Raw genomic sequence first — 18,906 nt, 5'->3', positions numbered from 1 at the left:
GCAATGCCTAGCTTGATTGACCAGTGCGCAGCTTCCTCGCTGCATAACGTGCATTGCGCTTTGCCTTTGCGGCCTCCGCATCTGCTTCGATCTTCTGCGCGGCAGCTTCCAGGCGGGCCTTTTCGGCAAGTGCTTCCGCCTCGCGGCGTTCGGCCTGGCGCGCTGCGCGGCTTTCGGCCACCGCCTTGCGTTCCTCGGCCCTGGCAATCACGGCGGGATCATCGGCAGCGGGACGATCGGCAAGCTTCGCAAGCAGGCGGGCCTTGGCGGCAGCGGCGGTCTTCTGGCGGTCTTGAAAAGTATCACTGATTTTCATCGGCAAGCTTTAGCAGGTCAGTAGATGGAATCGCAACCGTGCCCGTTGAGGGAATTCTGGCCTCAACAGTAGGCGTGCGCCGCCGCGAATTTGTGTTGTTCGCGGACTTGGACCTGTCCCCCGCCCGGGCCGCAAGGAACCACGGTGGCGCGGGCGCATTCTCCCTAGTGGTATTGGAGGAAAGCGCCATGTTGACCATCATCGTCTTGATCTTGATCGTCGTCCTGCTTGGCGGCGGATTTTACGGCCATCGGGCCTACGGCGTGCGCGGCCTGCTCGTCGTTCTGGTCATCGCGCTTCTGGTGCTGGCCGTCGTCGGCTTCGTCAGCGACGAGATCGCGGTTGGGCCGGGTGTCGCGCCGATCATGCAGCAGTGAGTCGGGCCGTTCGGCGGGGCCGATGAGTGTTTCAGAAATGGTCGCAGTGGGCGCCGGAGCGTGAGTAAGCGGCACTGTCGCCTCGGCGCGCATGCCCCTGGGCCACGCCTTATCGCTCAAATTCCTCAGCGATTTCAGGGAGATTTGGTGGAGCCAGGCGGAATCGAACCGCCGACCTCTTGAATGCCATTCAAGCGCTCTCCCAACTGAGCTATGGCCCCACCGAGGGTCGCCGGGTGTGCGGGCGCCTGGAGCGCGTCGCTTTGGGTCTCACCCGGCTTGTCGCTCCGAAGTCATCCGGAGCGGACGGTCGTAAAGCACATGGGGAGTGATACTGCAAGCCTTCACTTCGCGGCCTGCCATTCATCCCCAGAGCTTTTTCAGCTTTCCTCGTCGTCCTCGATGCCGTCGCCGATCAAATCGGTCACGTCATCGTCAGCGTCCTCGTCTTCTTCGAGGAAGGTATCGTCGTCATCCGACTCGACGTCGTCCTCGATCTCAAGGTCGTCGTCAGTAGCCACCGGCTTGGCGCTCGTGGTGGTGGCCTCCTCGTCGGCCTCCTCCAGCGACACCAGCTCGACGTCAGCTGTTTCCTCGGCCTCGGATTCCGGCTCAGCCGCCCGCGGAGCCTCGCTGCGACTTCCGCCGCGGGCCACCGGTACAGCAATCGGGACGACCTGCCCGGTATAGGGCGAGATCACCGGATCCTTGTTCAGATCGTAAAACTTCCGCCCCGTTACAGGGCAGACGCGCTTGGTGCCTAAATCAGATTTCACCACGGTTCGGAACCTCGGAAAGTGGTGATTAAAGGGGTGCTCCCATTGAACCGGTGTTCGGGAGGAGTCAAGCCGCTTTTGCTTTACCGTGACGCGGATGACGAGCTCGTGCTAGGACGGCGCCCGTTCACCGCCGGCGCGGCCCCATGACGATACTGCGCGGCAGAAAGGGCGTCAGATGAGCACCACAGCTTCCGTTTCCGTTGCCGAGGACGCCGCCGTGTCCGGCGGCCATGCGGGCACGCCTGTTCCCGCGCTGTCCCGTCGGGCGGGGGCGCTGAAAGGCGAGATCGTGGTGCCGGGTGACAAGTCCGTGTCTCATCGCGCGCTGATTTTCGGGACGCTGACGGTGGGCGAGACCCAAATTTCCGGGTTGCTGGAAGGCGAAGACGTGCTGAATACGGCTCGTGCCTGCGCTGCGCTGGGGGCGCAGGTGGAACGCGTCGGGCCGGGCGCTTGGAGGGTCCACGGCGTGGGTGTGGGAGGCCTCAGCGCGCCCACGGATCCGCTCGACTTCGGCAATGCCGGCACCGGTTCGCGCCTGATGATGGGCGTCGTTGGGGGCAATCCGATCACCGCGACATTTGACGGCGACGCCAGCCTTCGGGGACGGCCGATGCGGCGGATTCTTGATCCGCTGGAGCGTATGGGCGTTCAGGTGGTTGCCGCCGCCGAGGGGGGGCGGCTGCCGATCACGCTCAAGGGACCGCGCGACCTCAATCCGATCACCTATGAGAGCCCCGTCGCCTCGGCGCAGATAAAGTCCGCGGTGCTGCTCGCGGGCCTCGGCGCGCCGGGCGAGACCTCGGTCATCGAGAACGAGGCCAGCCGCGATCACACCGAGCGCATGCTTGCCCATTTTGGTGCGGATGTGCGGGTGGAGCCCTATGGCGAACATGGGCGCAAGGTGACGCTGAAGGGCCGGCCGGAGCTGAAGCCGGCGCCGATCAGCGTGCCGGCGGACCCCTCCTCCGCCGCCTTTCCGCTTGTCGCGGCGCTGATCGTTCCCGGGTCCGATGTCACCATCAAGGGCGTGATGACGAACCCGTTGCGGACGGGATTGCTTATAACTCTCAAGGAGATGGGAGCCTCGATCGAACTGGTCGACGAGCGCGTGGAAGGGGGCGAGAGCGTCGCTGACCTGCGTGTGCGGGCTTCTTCCCTGACGGGGGTGGACGTGCCGGCGGCGCGGGCGCCCTCGATGATCGACGAATACCCGGTCCTCGCCGTCGCCGCCGCCTTCGCCACGGGGACGACGCGCATGCGCGGGCTCTCCGAATTGCGGGTGAAGGAATCCGACCGGCTCGCCGCCGTGACGGCGGGGCTGGAAGCGGCCGGCGTCGCGTATCACGTCGAGGGCGACGACCTGATCGTGGAAGGCAAAGGCCACGCGCCGGGTGGCGGTACGGTGAAGACGCACATGGATCATCGCATCGCGATGAGCTTCCTGGTGATGGGCTTCGCGACCGACAAGCCTATGAAAATAGACGATATTTCTTTCGTCGCCACCAGCTTCCCGGCTTTCGTGCCGCTGATGACCGCGATCGGCGCGGTGATCGAGACCGCGGCGTGATCATCGCGATCGACGGCCCGGCGGCGTCGGGCAAGGGCACCATCGCCCGTGCCCTCGCCCGGCATTTCGGCCTGCCCCATCTCGACACCGGGCTGCTGTATCGGGCCGTCGGCAGGGAGGCGCTGGTCCGCGGAATTGCCTTCGACGACGGTCCCGCGCTTGCGGAACTGGCGGCGGCGCTAGACGTCTCGGCGCTGGATCCCGAGCCGCTCAAGGCCGGGCCGGTGGGCGAGGCGGCCTCGCGCGTTGCGGCAATTAATGAGGTTCGTCAGGCACTTATGACGCTTCAGCGCGATTTCGCGACGCAGGCCGGGGGGGCGGTGCTTGATGGGCGGGACATCGGCACCGTGATCGCCCCGGAAGCGCAGGTGAAAATCTTCGTGACCGCGACGCCGGAAGCGCGGGCGCAGCGCCGCCACGCCGAGCTTGTGGCCCGTGGCGAAGAGGTGACGCCGCAATCCGTGCTGGACGATATTCGCAAGCGCGATCAACGTGACAGCTCCCGCGCCAGTGCCCCGCTGACCAAGGCGGCGGACGCGGTGGAGCTGGACAACACCACGCTCGGGCCGGCGGAAAGTGTCGCCCGCGCGCTCGAAATCGTGGCCTCGCGGACGGAGTGACCTCCATGGTCGATGAGTGCAGTGGGACGGACGGTGGGGACGATGGGACCGCCGCGCTGACCGGTGAGGCGCGTCTGGCGCGCGGCCGGGCCCAGCTGGCGCGAATCACCGGCCGTTCCGGCGAGGAGGTGATGACCGCGCTGGCCGATGTCGCCCCGGATTTCGCGCGCTACATTTTCGAGTTTGGCTATGGCGACATCTATTCCCGCCCCGGGCTGGACCTGCGCACCCGCATGCTGGCCACGGTGGCGGGGCTGGTGTGCCTGGGCCACGCCGAGCGCGAGCTGGAGGTGCATATCGGCTCGGCACTGAATTGCGGGGCCTCCCGCGAGGAGGTGGTGGAGACCATCATGCAGATGGCGCTCTATGGTGGCTTCCCGGCGGCGCTCGACGCGCTGTTCGTGGCGAAGCGCGTTTTCGCCGCCCACGGGCTTGAGCCGGACGCGCGATGAGGCGGGTTCTCGTCATCGGCATCGGCATGGGGGATCCTGCCGCGCTGACCTTCCGGGCGGTGGAGGCGATCAACCAGGCGGATGTGTTCTTCTTTCTCGACAAGGGCGAGGCGGCGGGCGAGCTGATCGGGCTGCGCGAGGCGATCCTGCGCGCCCACCGCCGCGAACCTTGGCGGGCGGTGACCGCGCCGAGCCCCAAGCGCGGAACGGCGGGCGGTTACCGCGCCGGGGTCAAGGCGTGGCACGACGCCCGCGCGGCGCTGTTCGCCGGGCTGATCGACCAGGAGATCGCAGAGGGGGGCGTGGGCGCCTTTCTCGTCTGGGGCGACCCGATGCTCTACGATTCGACGCTGCGGGTGCTGGAGGCCGCCCGTGGTCACGGAATCGACTTCGAGATCGCGGTGATTCCCGGCATCACCGCCGTGCAGGCCCTGTGCGCGGCGCACGCCATTCCGCTCAACGGCATCGGCGAGCCGGTCGAGGTGACGACCGGGCGGCGTGTGACGGCGGGCACGCCCGAGGCGCCGGCCTTCGTGGTGCTGCTCGACGACGGGTCCGGGCTCGCGGCGCTGATGGCGCGCGGCTGGGAGGGGCATGTGTGGTGGGGTGCATATCTGGGCACCGCCGACGAGAGGCTGCTGGCGGGACGGCTGACCGAGGTGGGCGAGGCGATTCTCGCGGCGCGGGCCGAGGCCCGGGCGCGCAAGGGATGGATCATGGATGTGTGGCTCGCCCGCCCGCTGCCGGCGGCCGGTGCCAGTTTCGAAACGTTGTAAACGGTGGTTTCGCTGTATATACAAAGATGTCCGAGTATAATTGGTATTCGAGTAGTATTCGCTCTTCAATCGCGTATTTGAAAAGATCCGTGGCTTGGGGCGCGCCGTAGGGAGCGTGGCGCGGCCTGCAATCCGGGGCTGCCGACGAGTAAGCGGAAATGCGCGTTCTGACCTGCCTTGTTGAATTCCACGACCTGCGCCTTGTCGCGCTCGCCGCCCTTGTTTGCCTTGGCGGCGGGTTTGTCACGATCTCGCTCTGCCTGCGGGCGCGCGAGCGCACCGGCCTTCAGCGCGCGGGCTGGATCTTCATGGCGGCGGTGGCGGCCGGCTGTTCGGTCTGGTGCACCCATTTCATCGCGATCCTCGCCTACCGCATCGATGTTCCCGCGCAATATGATCCGCTGTGGACCTTCGCCTCGCTTCTGGTGCCCATTCTGGGCGCGGCGGTCGCGTTCCAGTTCGCGTTCCACCGGCGGCCCGTCCATTCGCTGGCCGCGGGCGCCTTGCTCGGCCTGAGCGTGGCGGGAATGCACTATCTCGGCATGTTCGCCTACCGCGTCGACGGCATCGTCAGCTGGGATATGGGCTATGTGCTGGCGTCGGTGGTGGTCGCGGTCCTCGCCGGTGGCCTGTTCATGATCGCCCTTGACGCCGACCGGCGCTGGATCGCGTTTGCCGCGTTCACCACCTGCGTGGTGGGGCTGCATTTCACCGGCATGGCGGCGGTCTCGGTGTACCCGTTCGCGGTCGACGCCGGCGCCCCGTCAGGGGTGGAGGCGCTGGCGGTGGCCGTGACCGGCGGCGTGCTGCTGTTGCTGGGAACCGGCGTGGCGAGCCATCTCGTCGATTCGGACGTCACCGAGCAGAATGTGGAAGTGCTGCGCCGGCTGGCGCTGAGCGACACCCTGACAGGCCTGCCGAACCGGGCCAATTTCGTGAACCATCTGGAGGTGGAACTGGCGCGGGCCGGCGCGGAAGGCCGGCATCTGGCCGTCGCCATCATCGACCTCGACAAGTTCAAGGAGGTCAATGACGTCTACGGCCACGAGGCCGGCGACACGGTCCTGCGCATGGTCGCCACGCGCTTCGCCGGGCAGCTGCATGAGGGCGAGCTGATCGCCCGCATGGGCGGTGACGAGTTCGCCGCCGTGAAGCGGTACGCCGCCAATGACGAACTGCACGATTTCAGCGCGCGGATCGAACGCGCGCTGACCGACGCCGTGAGGCTGGACGAATTCGAGATCCTGCCCAGCGGCAGCATCGGCATCTCCGTGTTTCCCGAGGATGCCGATACCAGCGTGCGCCTGATCGGCAACGCCGATCTCGCCATGTACCGCGCCAAGGCCGAAGTCGCGCGCTCGACCTGCTTTTACGACGCCTCGATGGATGAGCACGCCCGTGAGCGCCGCGACCTGGCCGCCGAGATGCGCAGCGCGCTGGAGCAGGGCCGGTTTGCCGTGCACTATCAGCCGCAGGCCGATTTCGGCACCGGCACGGTGCTGGGTTACGAAGCGCTGCTGCGCTGGAACCACCCCGTGCGCGGCATGATCGCGCCGGCGGAGTTCATTGTCCTGGCCGAGGAGACCGGGTTGATCCTGCCGCTCGGCGAATGGGTGCTGCGCACCGCCTGCACGGAAGCGGTGGGCTGGGAGCCGCATCTGCGGATCTCGGTCAACCTGTCGGCGGTCCAGCTCGCCCATGGCGACCTGCCTGACCTGGTGGAAAAGGTGCTGCGCGAGACCGGGCTGCGCGCGGACCGGCTGGAGCTGGAGATCACCGAGACCGCGATCATTCGAAACCGTGCCAAGGCCCTGCATGTCATGGAGCGGATCCGCACGCTCGGGGTGAGCATCGCCATCGACGATTTCGGCACCGGCTATTCCTCTCTGGCGACGCTGCGTTCGTTTCCGTTCGACCGCATCAAGGTGGACCGCTCCTTCGTCCGCGACCTCGCCAGCGAACCGCAATCGCTGGCGATCATGCGCGCGGTGCTGGCCCTTGGCCGCAGCCTGAACATCAGCGTGATGGTGGAAGGCGTGGAAACGGCCGCCCAGCTCAAGACATTGCAGGACGAGGGGTGCACCCAGGCGCAGGGCTATTATTTCGGCTACCCGCTCCCCCCGGACCGCCTTCCGCACAGCGTTCCGCTCGCGGCGTCGGCCTAGGTTCGCATCGCGGGCCGTGCGTCACGCCGCGCCGCGCGCTGAGGCGGCGGCGCGTTCGGTCCGGTTGCAGAACGCGATCAGCTCGGCCGCGGGCACGGCGCGGGAGAACAGCCAGCCCTGCGCGAACGCCACTTGCCGCTCGCGCAGATAGGCGACCTGAAGCTCGCTCTCGACACCCTCGGCGATGACATCGAGTTTCAGCGCCTGCGCCATGGCGATGATGTGTTCCGTGACATGGCGGGTGGAGGCCTCCGTGCCGACGGAATCGATGAACGACTTGTCGATCTTGAGCGCGTCGATCGGCAGCCGCTGCAGATATTGCAGGCCGGAATAGCCGGTGCCGAAATCGTCGATCGCGGTCCAGTGGCCGCGCCGGCGCGCCTCGGCCAGGGTGCGATGGGTGCCTTCCAGGTCGAGCAGGCTGCTCTCGGTCGCCTCCAGCCATATCTGCTGCGGCGCGATGCCCGTGCCCGCCAGCTTCCGCTCCAGAACCGTGAGGATGCGCCCGGTATTGATGTCCGCCGCCGACAGGTTGAGGGCGACATGCATCCGTGGCGTGCGGCGCAGCAGGTCGCCGAGTTCGACGATGATCAGATCGACGATCATGTCGGTGATCGGCTGGATCAGTCCGGTGTCCTCGGCAAGCGGGATGAAGGCGTCGGGCCGCACCAGATCGCCGTTCGGCCGACGCCAGCGCGCCAGCGCCTCGGCCCCGATGCAGCGTCCCGTGGCGAGTTCGACGATCGGCTGGTAGTGGGCCACGATCTCGCGGTTGATGATCGCGCGCTTGAGTTCGCTGGAGGGCGACAGGCGTGCGCGCAGTATCAGCGTCGCCATCCCCGCCGAGAGCACCGCCAGCAACGGCAGGATCTGCCGCAGGACCGGCCAGGCGCCGAGCAGATACGGGCCAAAGGCCGGCGGCGTCGCCCGCGCGGTGACGGTCCACCCTCCCCCCCGCGCGGTTTCCTCTAGGACGTCGCCCGCCGGGTCAGGGCCGGGGCTGGTGTGGCCCCGGCGCTTGAGCGCGACGCCGTTCATGGCGAGGATCGTGAGGCCGTCACCCCCGCCGGGGGCGCCGAACAGGCGTTGCTGGTCCACCACGGCCGCGTGGCCGGCGAACGTCAGGATCATCTGTGGCCCGCGTGCGTCCTGGCTCGGCAGCCAGTTCGGTAGAATGCCAATGCCGTCCGGCATGATGAACGCAGGCGGGATGGTCGGCAGCCGGCGGGTGAGCGGACCCCAGGAGTTGCACTCCACGATCTCGCCGGGGGCATAGGCCATGTTGTCGACGGAGACCGTGTTGCGCGTGATGTCGCGCAGGCGAAGCACATGGGCCGGCGAACAGTCCTTGAAGCCGCTGGCGTCGGCCAGATGCAGGGCGTTCGAGATGTCCTGGTAGGCGGCCTGTATATGCTGGACCGTATGTTCGGCATGCAAGGTCAGGCGTTCGCGCTGATCTTTCAACGCAAGCTGCCAGGATACGAAGCAGGCTATCGTGACCAGAAGCGCGGTACATCCAACGGTAAACGCCGCGGCAACGCCGATAGCCCGCCAGTGATGCACGCGCGTACTCCACTCAACGTGGCTGGAAGCTGGCTTGGACGAGCATCTGAAGATCACAGCGCTGGATGATTGAATAAGACTATCACAATCCTTCGCCGTCTTCCTCGAGGAAGCTGCTTGATAATCAGGGGTGCTTGGCTGGCGTCGGGAATTAAAGGCGCGACGCTGCGTCATGTGCGTCGCGGCGCCCGGCGTTGCATCCGGCGGCGTGAGGCATGCGCCGGGACGCGGGCCGCGAGATGTTCAGCGATGTGTGCCTTGGCGCGAATCCATGGTGCAGCACCCTCGCGCCTTGCCATCCCCCTCCCCTTGCGCTAGGAAACGCGCGTCTGGGCGCCCCTTTATGGTTGGCCGCTGCGGGCGGGCCGGGGTGAGGCCATAGCTTTACCCCGCTGTAGGAGGCAGCCCGCCGCGTCGCCGATCGGTCGCTTGGATGTGAAGAGTTCCGGCCCTCTCCAAAAGCCGTCGGTGATCCATATCAGGAATCGTGCTGTCTCCACGTGCCCGCGTCTGCGGGTGCCGGGAGTTGAGCGTTTCCGCCGGTCCTTCGGCCCTTTCCGTTGCGCCCCGTGCGCGGGGGGCCGAGACGTCCCGGTGAAAGACGCCCGCCGTTCCTGGATATCTCCCGCGCCGGGTCCGGCGCGGCGAGGGGGTCCCCGGCAGATGGCGGGTGTCTACGCGTATACGTCGCTTGTTTCACGGCCACAGCGCCGGGCCTTCCGCGGGAAACCGGGAAGGCAGTATCGGGATCGCCAGACCCGATGCCCGTGGGACGAGGGGCGCCTTCAACTCATCCGGCGCAATTCGACTGGCTCAGGAGCTTATATGTCCGCAACACAAACCGCATTTGAGTCCCGCGAAGATTTCGCCGCGATGCTCGAAGAGAGCTTTACCCACACCGAGCCCGCCGAGGGCGCGGTCGTCAAGGGTATCGTGGTCGCTATCGAGAAGGACCTCGCCATCATCGACATCGGTCTGAAGACCGAAGGCCGAGTGGCACTGCGTGAATTTGCCGGCCCCGGCCGCGACCAGGAAATCAAGGTCGGCGACGAGGTCGAAGTCTATCTGGAGCGTGTCGAGAACGCGCTCGGCGAGGCCGTCCTCTCGCGCGACAAGGCACGCCGCGAAGAGAGCTGGGTCCGCCTCGAGAAGGCGTTCAACGCCCAGGAGAAGGTCTCCGGCGTGATCTTCAATCAGGTCAAGGGCGGCTTCACGGTCGACCTCGATGGCGCCGTGGCGTTCCTGCCGCGCAGCCAGGTGGACATTCGCCCGATCCGCGATGTCGGCCCGCTGATGCACAACCCGCAGCCGTTCCAGATCCTCAAGATGGACCGTCGCCGCGGCAATATCGTGGTTTCGCGCCGCACGGTTCTCGAAGAGACCCGCGCCGAGCAGCGCCACGAGCTGGTGCAGAACCTCGAAGAGGGTCAGGTCATCGACGGCGTGGTCAAGAACATCACCGATTACGGTGCGTTCGTTGATCTCGGCGGCATTGACGGCCTGCTGCATGTCACCGACATCGCCTGGCGTCGCGTGAACCACCCGACCGAAGTGCTGAACATCGGCCAGACGGTCAAGGTGAAGATCATCAAGATCAACCACGAGACCCACCGCATCTCGCTCGGCATGAAGCAGCTGCTCGGCGATCCGTGGGAGGGCATCGAGGCCAAGTACCCGGTCCAGGCCCGCTTCAAGGGTCGCGTCACCAACATCACCGACTACGGCGCGTTCGTCGAGCTGGAGCCGGGGATCGAGGGCCTCATCCACGTTTCCGAGATGAGCTGGACCAAGAAGAACGTTCACCCCGGCAAGATCGTCGCCACTTCGCAGGAAGTGGAAGTCGCGATCCTCGAGGTGGATCCGGTCAAGCGCCGCATCTCGCTGGGCCTCAAGCAGACCCTGCAGAATCCCTGGGAAGCCTTCGCCGAGAAGTACCCGGCGGGCGCCACCGTGGAAGGCGAGGTCAAGAACAAGACCGAGTTCGGTCTGTTCCTGGGTCTCGACGGTGATGTCGACGGCATGGTCCATCTCTCGGACCTCGACTGGAACCGTCCGGGCGAGCAGGTCATCGACGAGTTCAAGAAGGGCGACATCGTCAAGGCGCAGGTCCTTGATGTCGACGTCGACAAGGAGCGCATCTCGCTTGGCGTGAAGCAGCTCGGCGGCGACCCCTTCCAGGAAACCGGTGAACTGCGCAAGGGCGTCATCGTGACCTGTGAGGTCATCGACGTGAAGGATGGCGGCGTCGACGTGAAGATCGCCGGCTCCGACATGACCACCTTCGTCAAGCGCTCGGAACTGGCCCGCGACCGCGGCGACCAGCGTCCGGACCGCTTCGCCGTCGGCGAGAAGTTCGATGCCCGCGTCACCCTGTTCGACCGCAAGGCGCGCAAGGTGCAGGTCTCCATCAAGGCGCTCGAAATCGCCGAAGAGAAGGAGGCCGTGGCTCAGTTCGGTTCGCAGGACTCGGGCGCTTCGCTCGGCGACATCCTCGGCGCCGCGCTGAAGAAGGCTTCCGAGAAGGCCGACTGATCCATCAAGGCGCGAGGGCCCCGGCCCTCGCCGCTGGATCGGCAACAAATGAAACGGCCGGCGTGGCGACACGCCGGCCGTTTTGTTTGTGCGGGTGCCCACCGGGCAGGGCTCAGATACCTGGCTCAGATACCTGGCTCAGATACCCGGCTCAGGCACCGGGCGGAGGCATCTCGATGGGCGGCATGCTGTCGGGCGGCATTTCCGGCGGCGCCTGCGCGGGAATGTCCGGCCCGTCCGGCCCCGGCGGATAGATATCGGGACCGGTGTCGGGACCCTGCGGATCCTCGACCGGGATCGGGGGACCGCCGGGCGTTTCATCCGGCGGGGGAATGTCGGGACCGGGCGGCTGCCGCGGGGGAACCGGCGCGCCGACAAGGTCCGGCCTGAGCGGGGTGGGATCGACCATGCGTGTCCTCCTCTGTCGCGGGGGCAACGGATGGAACGGGCGCACGGTTCCGGTGGCCGGTCAGGGACGGGTGGGCGAAGCGGGCGGCGGCGAGGCCGGGCGCGTGCCGGTGGACCTCGCGGGCCACGTCATGGCGATGACGCCGGCGACGACGGCAATGAGGCCGAGCCAGGCGGTCGGCGGCAGGGCCTCGCCAAGGAACACCACGCTGATGCCGACCCCGATCGGCACCCGCAGATAGGCCTGCGCGGTGGCGCCGAGCGAGCCCAGTGTCTGCACCAGATGGAAGAACAGCACGAAGGCCAGCGCGGTGGAGAACAGCGCCAGCGCCACCAGTGCCAGCAGCGAGCCGGTGGAGGGCGACAGCGTCCAAGGTCGGTCAAAGGCGAAGCTGGCGGGCAGCAGCAGCGCGGCGCCGCAGATCATGGAGCCGGCTGCCGGCATCATCGGATCGAGCCCCCTGAACCGGGCGCCGAACAGCGCGCCGCCGCCATAGCACAGCGTGGCCGCGAGCACGGCGAGCTGCGGCAGCACATCGCCGCCGAGCCCGTGCAGGGCGCCCGCGCCCACGGTGAGGCAGGCGCCGGCAAGCCCGCTCGCCACGCCGAACAGCTTGCGCACCCCCATCCCCTCGCGCCGGCCGATCAGCAGCGCGATCAGGAAGGCGAAGATCGGCGTGGTGGCGTTGAGGATCACCGCCAGCCCGGCATCGAGCCGCGTCTCCGCCCAGGCGATGAGGGTGAAGGGCAGTACGCTGTTCAGGCAGGCCTGGATGAGGAACATGCGCCACGTCGCCCGGTCCGCCGGCAACCGCAACCCGCGCGCCTGCAGCACCGCCAGCAGCACCGCACCGGCCAGCAGCGTGCGGCCGGCCATGAAGGTGAGCGGGGGAATGGTCTCCACCCCGATCTTGATGAAGCTGTAGGACGCGCCCCACAGGGTGGAGAGCAGCAGCAGCAGGGCCAGTTCGCGGGGCAGCGCGGGCGTCGCAGAGGGCGTCACAGGGGCGTTTCCATCGGGTTCTCGGCTGCCGCGTGGGGCGACGGCCGGCGCCTTGTAGCGCAGGACGGGCGCGCGATGCTTCGGCCGATGCCGAAATGTCCGCGGCTGACCCGGCCCGGCCGCGCTGCTAGGCTGAGGCCATGTCAGCGATCGTCTCGGGTAACCAGATTGCAGAGATCGCCGCGCTGGTCGGCGACCCCGCCCGTGCCAACATGCTGCTGGCGCTGATGGGCGGTCGGGCGCTGACCGCCGGCGAACTGGCGCGCCACGCAGGGGTGAGCGCGTCCACCACCAGCGGGCATCTTGCCCGGCTGGCGGCGGCGCGGCTGGTGACGCCCGCGCGGCAGGGGCGGCACCGCTATTACCGGCTGGCCTCGCCCGAGATCGCCGATGTGGTGCACGCGCTGATGGTGGCGACGGGAGGCTCCCCGGCACGCCACCGGCCGGTGGGCCCGCGCGACGCGGCGCTAAGGCTGGCGCGCACCTGCTACGATCATCTGGCGGGCCGGCTGGCGCTGGCGCTCGCCGATGCGCTGCACGCCCGCGCCCATGTCGTGGAGGCCGATGGCGGGGCTGTCGTCACCGAGGCCGGCCGGGCCTTCCTCGTCGATTTCGGGCTCGATCTCGACGCCGGGGCGTCCTCGCGGCGGCCGCTGTGCCGCACCTGCCTCGACTGGAGCGAGCGCCGCCCGCATCTGGCGGGCCGGCTCGGGGCCGGGCTGCTGGGACGGCTGCGGGAACTGGAATGGGTGGCGGACATGCCCGGCACCCGCGCGCTGCGCGTCACCCGCGCCGGGGAGGCCGGGTTTGTGGAGTATTTCGGCCTGGCTCCGGACTGGCGCTGCGAGGCGGTGGCGCCGGGATGGGGCGGCTGAGGGATCCGGCGTGCCTCACACCACCCGCGCCGGATTTCCCAGCGCCTTGGCGCCCTTGGGGACGTCTTTGGTCACCACCGCGCCGGCGCCGATGAGGGCATCGTCGGCGATGGTGACGCCCGGCAGGATGATCGCGCCGGCGCCGATCCAGACATTGCGACCGATCGTGACCGGCCGGCCGAATTCGAGGCCGGCGGCGCGCTCCCTGGGGTCGCGCGGATGGTCGGCGGTGAGGATCTGCACCCCCGGCCCGATCTGGGTACCATCGCCGATGCGGACCTCGACCACGTCGAGGATCACGCAGTTGAAGTTCAGGAATACCCCGGCGCCGAGGCGGATGTTGAAGCCGTAGTCGCAATGGAAGGGCGGGCGGATCACCGAGCCGTCGCCGACCGCGCCGAGGCGCTGAGCCAGCAGGGCGTCGCGCATCGCCTGCGGCGCGCCGAGCGCGCCATTATAGCGGGCCATCCACTGGGCGGCGGCGGCCGAGCAGGCCTGAATCTCCGGATCGGCGGCGCTGTAGAGCTCGCCCGCCAGCATCTTCTCGAACTCGGTGCCTGCCAAGAGGCCGCCTCCCCAATTGCCCTGCCAATCGTCCCGCCTGAGCGCGCTCTGGGCCATGTGTTCCGTCCGCCTTTGCCCGCGCCCAAGCTCGGGCGCGGGAGTACCGATTAGCGGGACTCCGTGAGGGCGGGAAGCGCGTGCGCCATCACGATTTGCTTCGCTCTGAATCGCGGGGAGCGTGGCGATCCGAGGCGGCGGATTAGGACTTTATTGACAGAGTCGGGCGCGCGCTCAGCCGAGCTCCGCCCAGCCGGAGAGCTCGCGGCGGATGACCGCCTCCAGCACGTCGATGCCGGGCTCGCTGTCGTTCAGGCAGTTGATGAAGTGGAACTTCTCGCCGCCATTGTGATGGAAGATCTCGGCATTCTCGCCGCCGATCTCCTCCAGCGTCTCCAGGCAGTCGGCGACGAAGCCGGGGGTGAGGACCGCGAGCCGCTTCACGCCGGATTTCGCCAGCGCCTCCACGGTCTTGTCGGTGTAGGGCTGAAGCCATTCGGCGCGGCCGAAGCGGGACTGGAAGGTGAGGCGAAGCTTGTCCTCGGGCCAGCCGAGATACTCGCGCACCAGCCGCGTGGTCTTGTAGCAATAGCAGTGATAGGGGTCGCCCTTGTCGAAATATTCCTTCGGGATGCCGTGGAACGAGGCCAGCACCAGCTCCGGCTCCCAGTCGAGGGTGGCGAGCGAGGCGGTGATGGAATCGCCGAGCGCCTTGATATAGGCGGGCTCGTCCGGCCAGTGCGGGGCGACGCGCAGCACCGGCTGCCAGCGCATCTTCTTCAGCGCGTCGAAGGCCGCGTCGCACACGGTGGCCGAGGTGGCGGCGGCGTATTGGGGATAGAGCGGCACCAGCAGGATGCGCTCGCAGCCCTGCTGGTGCAGCGCCTCGATGCGTGAGGCGATGGAAGGGTTGCCGTAGCGCATCGCCCAGTCGAAGACGATGCGGGGATTTTTGGCGGCGAGGCGGGCATTCAGCTTGTCGGACTGCGCGCGGGTAATGGTGCGCAGCGGACCCTCGTTGCGCTCCTTGTTCCAGATCGTCTCGTAATCCTTGCCCTTGGCCTGCGGGCGCTTCGACAGGATGATGACGTTGAGCAGGAACCACCACAGCACGCGGTTCACCTCGATCACGCGGCGGTCGGAGAGGAACTCCTTGAGGTAGCGCCGCATCGACCAGTAATCGGTGCCGTCCGGCGTGCCGAGATTGACGATCAGCACGCCGATCTTGCCGAAGGCGACCGAGGGATGCCCGGCGGGGAGAGCGGACGTGCCATCCGCGGCCTGCGACATCGGAACGGGCTTGTTCATCGGCACTCCCTCGCCTGAATTTCGGCCGGACAATCGGCCTCCGAGCTTATAGGCCAAATCGGCCACGCCGCCACAGCGGCTACGGGGGTGCCGTGGCGCACCCCCGCCTTGTCATACGCATCAGGGGCGCGGCGGGATCTCCAGCCCGCGCTGCACCGCCGGGCGGGCGAGGCCGCGCGCCAGCCAGGCGGGCACGTTGACCAGTTCGTCATAGCCGACAAGCTCGCCCGCACCGTAGAAGCCGACGAGATTGCGCACCCAGCCGAGCAGGGCGATGTCGGCGATGGTGTAGTCCGCGCCCATGATCCAGTCGCGCCCTTCCAGGCGGGTCTCCAGCACCCGGATCAGGCGCGCGCTTTCCTTGGCGTAGCGGTCACGCGGGCGCTTGTCCTCATAGTCGCGGCCGGCGAATTTGTGGAAGAAGCCGAGCTGGCCGAACATCGGGCCGAGGCCCGCCATCTGCCACATCACCCACTGGAGGGTCTCGTAACGCGCGGCCGGGTCCTCCGGCAGGAATTTTCCGGTCTTCTCCGCGAGATAGACCAGGATGGCGCCCGATTCGAACAGCGCCAGCGGCGCGCCGCCCGGCCCATTGGGGTCGAGGATCGCGGGGATCTTGCCGTTGGGATTGAGCGCGAGGAATTCCGGCGTCCAGGTCTCGTCAGCCCCGATATTGATGGTGTGCGCCTCATAGGGCAGGCCGGTCTCCTCCAGCATGATCGAGACCTTCACCCCGTTGGGCGTGGGCAAGGAATAGAGCTGGAGGCGGTCGGGATGGCGGGCAGGCCAGCGCGTCGCGACGGGGAAGGCGGTCAGATCCGGCATGGGGAACTCCTGAAGGGCAAGGGACCGCGGGCGCGTGGCGCGGCGGTGTCGCCTGAATCAATGGCGATGCGCGGGGCGTATTTCAATCGCCGGGAGCGATTGCCCCGCACCGGAGGTGCCGCGCCGCTTGCCACATGACCCCGGCAGTCCGGCCCGCGCGCCGCGGGACTGGCTGACGCGCCTTGCTGACGGGCCTTGCCCGGCATCACGTAAAATCGAATTGCGAGAATATAATTCGTTTGCTATTAATTTGGAATGAATGAAAATATCCCCCTGCAGCGGGCCTTGACCGCGCAACTCCTGCTGGCCGGCCGGCAATGGCGGCGGCTGGCCGAGCGCCAGCTGACGGATTTCGGTATCTCGGAGGCCTGCGCCGCGCCGTTGCTGTGGACCGGGCGTCTGGGCGGCGGCGTGCGGCAGGTGACGCTGGCGGGCCATGTCGGGATCGAGGGGCCCTCGCTGGTGCGCCTGCTCGACCAGCTCGCCGTCTCTGGCCTCATCGAGCGCCGGGACGACCCCACCGACCGCCGCGCCAAGACGATCTGGCTCACGCCCGCGGGTGAAGCGCTGGCCGGCCGGATCGAGAACCTGCTGGGGGACCTGCGCGAGCGGGTGCTGGCCGGGGTCAGCCGGTCCGACCTCGAAGCGGCTCTGCGTGTGCTGGGCGCCTTCGACGAAGCCTTCGCACAGACGGCGGACGAGGTGCCGTCGTGACGCTTCCGTCATGGCGGGACTGGCTGTTTTCCGGCAAGGCCTTCCTCGCCTCCATGCTGGCGCTCTACATCGCGCTCGCCTTCGACCTGCCGCGTCCCTACTGGGCGATGGCGGCGGTGTATATCGTCGCCAACCCGCTGGCCGCGGCGACCAGCTCGAAGGGGCTGTACCGCGCGCTAGGCACGCTGATCGGTGCCGGCGCGGCGGTGTTTCTGGTGCCGCTGTTCATCAACGCGCCGGAACTGCTGAGCCTCGTGGTCGCGCTCTGGACCGGGTGCCTGCTCTACATCTCGATGCTCGACCGTTCGCCGCGCAGCTATGTGTTCATGCTGGCCGGCTACAGCCTGCCGTTGATCGCGCTGCCGGAAGTCGGTGCGCCGGACCAGATCTTCGACATCGCGCTGGCGCGCAGCGAGGAGATCATCATCGGCATCACCTGCGCGTCGCTGGTCGGCACCGTGCTGTTTCCCACCAGCGTCGGCACCGCGCTTTCCGCGCGTATCGCCGGCTGGCTGGACGATGCCGCCTCCTGGGCCGGCGAGATCCTGCGCGGCGAGGGCGCGCTACCCGTGACGCCGCTGCGCCGGCAGGCGCTCGCCGCCGACATCGCCGGGCTCGACCTGATCATCAGCCAGCTTTCCTATGACGCGGCCACGCGCGACGTGGCGCGCCATGCGCGGGAACTGCGCGGGCGGCTGCTCATGCTGCTGCCGCTGCTGTCCTCCCTCGCCGACCGGCTCCACGCGCTGAAGGGGCAGGAAGGCGCGCTGCCGCAAGACCTTTCAACGCTGCTGGCCCGCGTGGCCGACTGGCTGGCACGCGGCCGCGATGCCGACCCTGACCATGGCGACGCGCTGATTGCCGCCATGGTCGCCCGTCGCCCGTCCCACGCCGCCGATTGGGACGCGCTGATGCGCGCCAGCGCGCTCGACAGGCTCGCCGAGATCGTGGCGCTGTGGAGCGACTGCCTGAGCCTGAAGGCCGATATCGAGCGCGGCCGGCAGGCCGGTCCCTGGCGCCCGCGTTTTCGCCATCGCGGCGCGGTGGCGCGGGCACGCCATTACGACCTTGGCCTGATGGCGTTCTCCGCCGGTTCCTGCGTCCTCGCCATTCTGGTCGTCTGCGCGTTCTGGATCACCACCGGCTGGTCCGAAGGTGCCGGCGCGGTGATGATGACGGCGGTGGCCTGTTCCTTCTTCGCCTCGCTCGACCGACCCGCGCCGCTGATCCGCTCGATGACGGTGTGGAGCGGCGTCAGCCTTGTCGTGGCCGGCGTCTATCTGTTCGGCATCCTGCCGCAGGTGCACGACTTCGAGATGCTGGTGCTGGTCTTCGCGCCGCCCTTCCTGCTGGTCGGCCTTTTGATGACGCGCCCCAAGCTCACCATGTTCGGCCTGCTGCTGGGTGTGAACACCGCCTCCTTTGTCGCGCTGCAGAACCGCTACGGCGTGGATTTCGCCAGCTTCGCCAATCAGGGCTGGGCGGCGATGGCGGGGCTGGGGTTCGCCTATGTGTGGACCCTCGCCACCCGGCCGTTCGGCGCGGAGATCGCCGCGCGGCGGCTGGTGCGCGCGGGCTGGAGCGATCTCGCCGACATGGCCGAGGGGCGCCAGCGCGGCGACCCCCAGAAACTCGCCGGCCGCATGCTGGACCGTCTCGGCCAGCTGGTGCCCCGGCTCGCCACGCTCGACGGCCGGGAGCTGGCGAAGGTGGACGGTTTCGCCGATGTGCGCGCCGGCTTCAACATCGTGGAGCTGCAGAACACCCGGCGCGGCATGAACCGTGAGGCCCGCGCGGCGATCGAGACGGTGCTCGCCGACCTCGCCGCGCTCTATCGCGACCGGGTCGCGGGCGGGCGCCACATCGCCCCGCCCGAGCCGATCTGCGACGGGCTCGACCAGGCGCTTCGCCTTGCCGCGCGCGAGAATAGCGGCCCGGCGCGCCGGGCGCTGGACGCGCTGGTGGGGCTGCGCCGTGTGCTGTTTCCCCAGGTGCCGGGCCCCGCCGGCCGCTTCGTGCCGGAGCGTGCGCCGGTCGTGCTGCCGATGGCGGCGGAGTAGCC

The 18,906-nt window shown here is 68.1% G+C and carries 18 protein-coding genes and 1 tRNA gene; 10 read left to right on the top strand and 9 right to left on the bottom strand.

Going from position 1 to position 18,906, the window contains the following annotated elements; translation table 11 throughout:
* Positions 1 to 7: 7 nt before the first annotated feature.
* On the bottom strand, positions 8 to 316 hold the full coding sequence (locus G3A50_RS09860; RefSeq protein ID WP_163075128.1) for a DUF6481 family protein: 309 nt from the start codon (positions 314 to 316) through the stop codon (positions 8 to 10).
* Positions 317 to 504: 188 nt separating this feature from the next.
* Between G3A50_RS09860 and G3A50_RS09855 the strand changes: the two genes are divergently transcribed.
* Positions 505 to 693: a hypothetical protein gene (locus tag G3A50_RS09855; RefSeq protein WP_163075127.1), complete on the top strand. Its 189-nt coding sequence runs from the start codon at positions 505 to 507 to the stop codon at positions 691 to 693.
* Between the two features lie 145 nt (positions 694 to 838).
* Here the strand turns inward: G3A50_RS09855 and G3A50_RS09850 are convergent.
* Together G3A50_RS09850 and G3A50_RS09845 are read right to left on the bottom strand one after the other, a co-directional pair.
* Positions 839 to 914: transfer RNA gene (locus G3A50_RS09850), tRNA-Ala, on the bottom strand.
* 159 nt (positions 915 to 1,073) lie between these two features.
* The gene (locus tag G3A50_RS09845; protein WP_163075126.1) at positions 1,074 to 1,472 is read right to left on the bottom strand and encodes a TIGR02300 family protein; all 399 of its coding nucleotides are present in this window, start codon (positions 1,470 to 1,472) and stop codon (positions 1,074 to 1,076) included.
* Positions 1,473 to 1,647: 175 nt separating this feature from the next.
* Here G3A50_RS09845 and aroA point away from each other — a divergent pair, with 175 nt between their 5' ends.
* The 5 genes from aroA (at position 1,648) to G3A50_RS09820 (ending at position 7,055) form a co-directional block, all read left to right on the top strand.
* Positions 1,648 to 3,042 carry a 3-phosphoshikimate 1-carboxyvinyltransferase gene (gene aroA, locus G3A50_RS09840; RefSeq protein WP_163075125.1) on the top strand — a complete coding sequence of 465 codons (1,395 nt, stop codon included), beginning with the start codon at positions 1,648 to 1,650 and terminating at the stop codon, positions 3,040 to 3,042.
* Positions 3,039 to 3,662, top strand: a complete 624-nt coding sequence (gene cmk / locus G3A50_RS09835; RefSeq protein WP_163075124.1) for a (d)CMP kinase — start codon at positions 3,039 to 3,041, stop codon at positions 3,660 to 3,662. Before aroA ends, cmk begins: the two co-directional genes overlap by 4 nt.
* A 5-nt stretch (positions 3,663 to 3,667) precedes the next feature.
* On the top strand, positions 3,668 to 4,114 hold the full coding sequence (locus tag G3A50_RS09830) for a carboxymuconolactone decarboxylase family protein (RefSeq protein WP_163075123.1): 447 nt from the start codon (positions 3,668 to 3,670) through the stop codon (positions 4,112 to 4,114).
* Positions 4,111 to 4,890 (top strand): precorrin-6A synthase (deacetylating), encoded by a 780-nt coding sequence (cobF, locus tag G3A50_RS09825; RefSeq protein WP_163075122.1) that lies wholly within the window; start codon positions 4,111 to 4,113, stop codon positions 4,888 to 4,890. The genes G3A50_RS09830 and cobF overlap by 4 nt, the downstream gene beginning before the upstream one ends.
* A 158-nt stretch (positions 4,891 to 5,048) precedes the next feature.
* Positions 5,049 to 7,055 (top strand): putative bifunctional diguanylate cyclase/phosphodiesterase, encoded by a 2,007-nt coding sequence (locus G3A50_RS09820; protein WP_163075121.1) that lies wholly within the window; start codon positions 5,049 to 5,051, stop codon positions 7,053 to 7,055.
* Positions 7,056 to 7,076: 21 nt separating this feature from the next.
* Here G3A50_RS09820 and G3A50_RS09815 read toward each other — a convergent pair whose 3' ends face one another.
* Entirely contained in the window at positions 7,077 to 8,618 is a 1,542-nt protein-coding gene (locus tag G3A50_RS09815) for an EAL domain-containing protein (protein WP_163075120.1), read from the bottom strand.
* Between the two features lie 825 nt (positions 8,619 to 9,443).
* Between G3A50_RS09815 and rpsA the strand changes: the two genes are divergently transcribed.
* A complete protein-coding gene (gene rpsA, locus G3A50_RS09810) occupies positions 9,444 to 11,150 on the top strand; it encodes a 30S ribosomal protein S1 (protein ID WP_163075119.1) in 1,707 nt (568 codons plus the stop codon).
* A gap of 151 nt (positions 11,151 to 11,301) precedes the next feature.
* Here rpsA and G3A50_RS09805 read toward each other — a convergent pair whose 3' ends face one another.
* Both G3A50_RS09805 and G3A50_RS09800 read right to left on the bottom strand, forming a co-directional pair.
* Positions 11,302 to 11,559 carry a hypothetical protein gene (locus G3A50_RS09805; protein ID WP_163075118.1) on the bottom strand — a complete coding sequence of 86 codons (258 nt, stop codon included), beginning with the start codon at positions 11,557 to 11,559 and terminating at the stop codon, positions 11,302 to 11,304.
* 60 nt (positions 11,560 to 11,619) lie between these two features.
* Entirely contained in the window at positions 11,620 to 12,561 is a 942-nt protein-coding gene (locus tag G3A50_RS09800; RefSeq protein WP_246252310.1) for a DMT family transporter, read from the bottom strand.
* A 140-nt stretch (positions 12,562 to 12,701) separates the two neighbouring features.
* On the opposite strand from G3A50_RS09800, the gene G3A50_RS09795 reads away from it, so the two are divergent.
* Positions 12,702 to 13,436, top strand: a complete 735-nt coding sequence (locus G3A50_RS09795; protein WP_163075117.1) for an ArsR/SmtB family transcription factor — start codon at positions 12,702 to 12,704, stop codon at positions 13,434 to 13,436.
* Between the two features lie 15 nt (positions 13,437 to 13,451).
* Here G3A50_RS09795 and G3A50_RS09790 read toward each other — a convergent pair whose 3' ends face one another.
* From G3A50_RS09790 to G3A50_RS09780, 3 genes are all read right to left on the bottom strand, one after another.
* Positions 13,452 to 14,000, bottom strand: coding sequence for a sugar O-acetyltransferase (locus G3A50_RS09790; protein WP_163077495.1), 549 nt, complete (start codon positions 13,998 to 14,000; stop codon positions 13,452 to 13,454).
* Positions 14,001 to 14,231: 231 nt separating this feature from the next.
* Positions 14,232 to 15,305, bottom strand: coding sequence for a ferrochelatase (gene hemH, locus G3A50_RS09785; RefSeq protein WP_163075116.1), 1,074 nt, complete (start codon positions 15,303 to 15,305; stop codon positions 14,232 to 14,234).
* A gap of 120 nt (positions 15,306 to 15,425) precedes the next feature.
* Positions 15,426 to 16,130 carry a glutathione S-transferase N-terminal domain-containing protein gene (locus G3A50_RS09780; protein WP_163075115.1) on the bottom strand — a complete coding sequence of 235 codons (705 nt, stop codon included), beginning with the start codon at positions 16,128 to 16,130 and terminating at the stop codon, positions 15,426 to 15,428.
* 255 nt (positions 16,131 to 16,385) lie between these two features.
* On the opposite strand from G3A50_RS09780, the gene G3A50_RS09775 reads away from it, so the two are divergent.
* Entirely contained in the window at positions 16,386 to 16,844 is a 459-nt protein-coding gene (locus tag G3A50_RS09775; RefSeq protein WP_163075114.1) for a MarR family winged helix-turn-helix transcriptional regulator, read from the top strand.
* A complete protein-coding gene (locus tag G3A50_RS09770) occupies positions 16,841 to 18,904 on the top strand; it encodes an FUSC family protein (protein WP_163075113.1) in 2,064 nt (687 codons plus the stop codon). Before G3A50_RS09775 ends, G3A50_RS09770 begins: the two co-directional genes overlap by 4 nt.
* The last annotated feature ends 2 nt before the right edge of the window (positions 18,905 to 18,906 follow it).

It is taken from the genome of Ancylobacter pratisalsi, from assembly GCF_010669125.1.
GTDB classification, from domain to species: domain Bacteria; phylum Pseudomonadota; class Alphaproteobacteria; order Rhizobiales; family Xanthobacteraceae; genus Ancylobacter; species Ancylobacter pratisalsi.
The sequence above is the reverse complement of the archived record's forward strand: the minus strand, read 5'-3'. Positions and strand labels throughout refer to the sequence as shown.

Bases quoted from the DNA above. Each gene is read 5' to 3' on its own strand.
- G3A50_RS09780 (WP_163075115.1), bottom strand. From the start codon at position 16,130: ATGCCGGATCTGACCGCCTTCCCCGTCGCGACGCGCTGGCCTGCCCGC.
- G3A50_RS09855 (WP_163075127.1), top strand. From the start codon at position 505: ATGTTGACCATCATCGTCTTGATCTTGATCGTCGTCCTGCTTGGCGGC.
- G3A50_RS09795 (WP_163075117.1), top strand. From the start codon at position 12,702: ATGTCAGCGATCGTCTCGGGTAACCAGATTGCAGAGATCGCCGCGCTG.
- cobF (WP_163075122.1), top strand. From the start codon at position 4,111: ATGAGGCGGGTTCTCGTCATCGGCATCGGCATGGGGGATCCTGCCGCG.
- rpsA (WP_163075119.1), top strand. From the start codon at position 9,444: ATGTCCGCAACACAAACCGCATTTGAGTCCCGCGAAGATTTCGCCGCG.
- G3A50_RS09830 (WP_163075123.1), top strand. From the start codon at position 3,668: ATGGTCGATGAGTGCAGTGGGACGGACGGTGGGGACGATGGGACCGCC.
- G3A50_RS09820 (WP_163075121.1), top strand. From the start codon at position 5,049: ATGCGCGTTCTGACCTGCCTTGTTGAATTCCACGACCTGCGCCTTGTC.
- aroA (WP_163075125.1), top strand. From the start codon at position 1,648: ATGAGCACCACAGCTTCCGTTTCCGTTGCCGAGGACGCCGCCGTGTCC.
- hemH (WP_163075116.1), bottom strand. From the start codon at position 15,305: ATGAACAAGCCCGTTCCGATGTCGCAGGCCGCGGATGGCACGTCCGCT.
- G3A50_RS09860 (WP_163075128.1), bottom strand. From the start codon at position 316: ATGAAAATCAGTGATACTTTTCAAGACCGCCAGAAGACCGCCGCTGCC.
- G3A50_RS09775 (WP_163075114.1), top strand. From the start codon at position 16,386: ATGAATGAAAATATCCCCCTGCAGCGGGCCTTGACCGCGCAACTCCTG.
- G3A50_RS09805 (WP_163075118.1), bottom strand. From the start codon at position 11,559: ATGGTCGATCCCACCCCGCTCAGGCCGGACCTTGTCGGCGCGCCGGTT.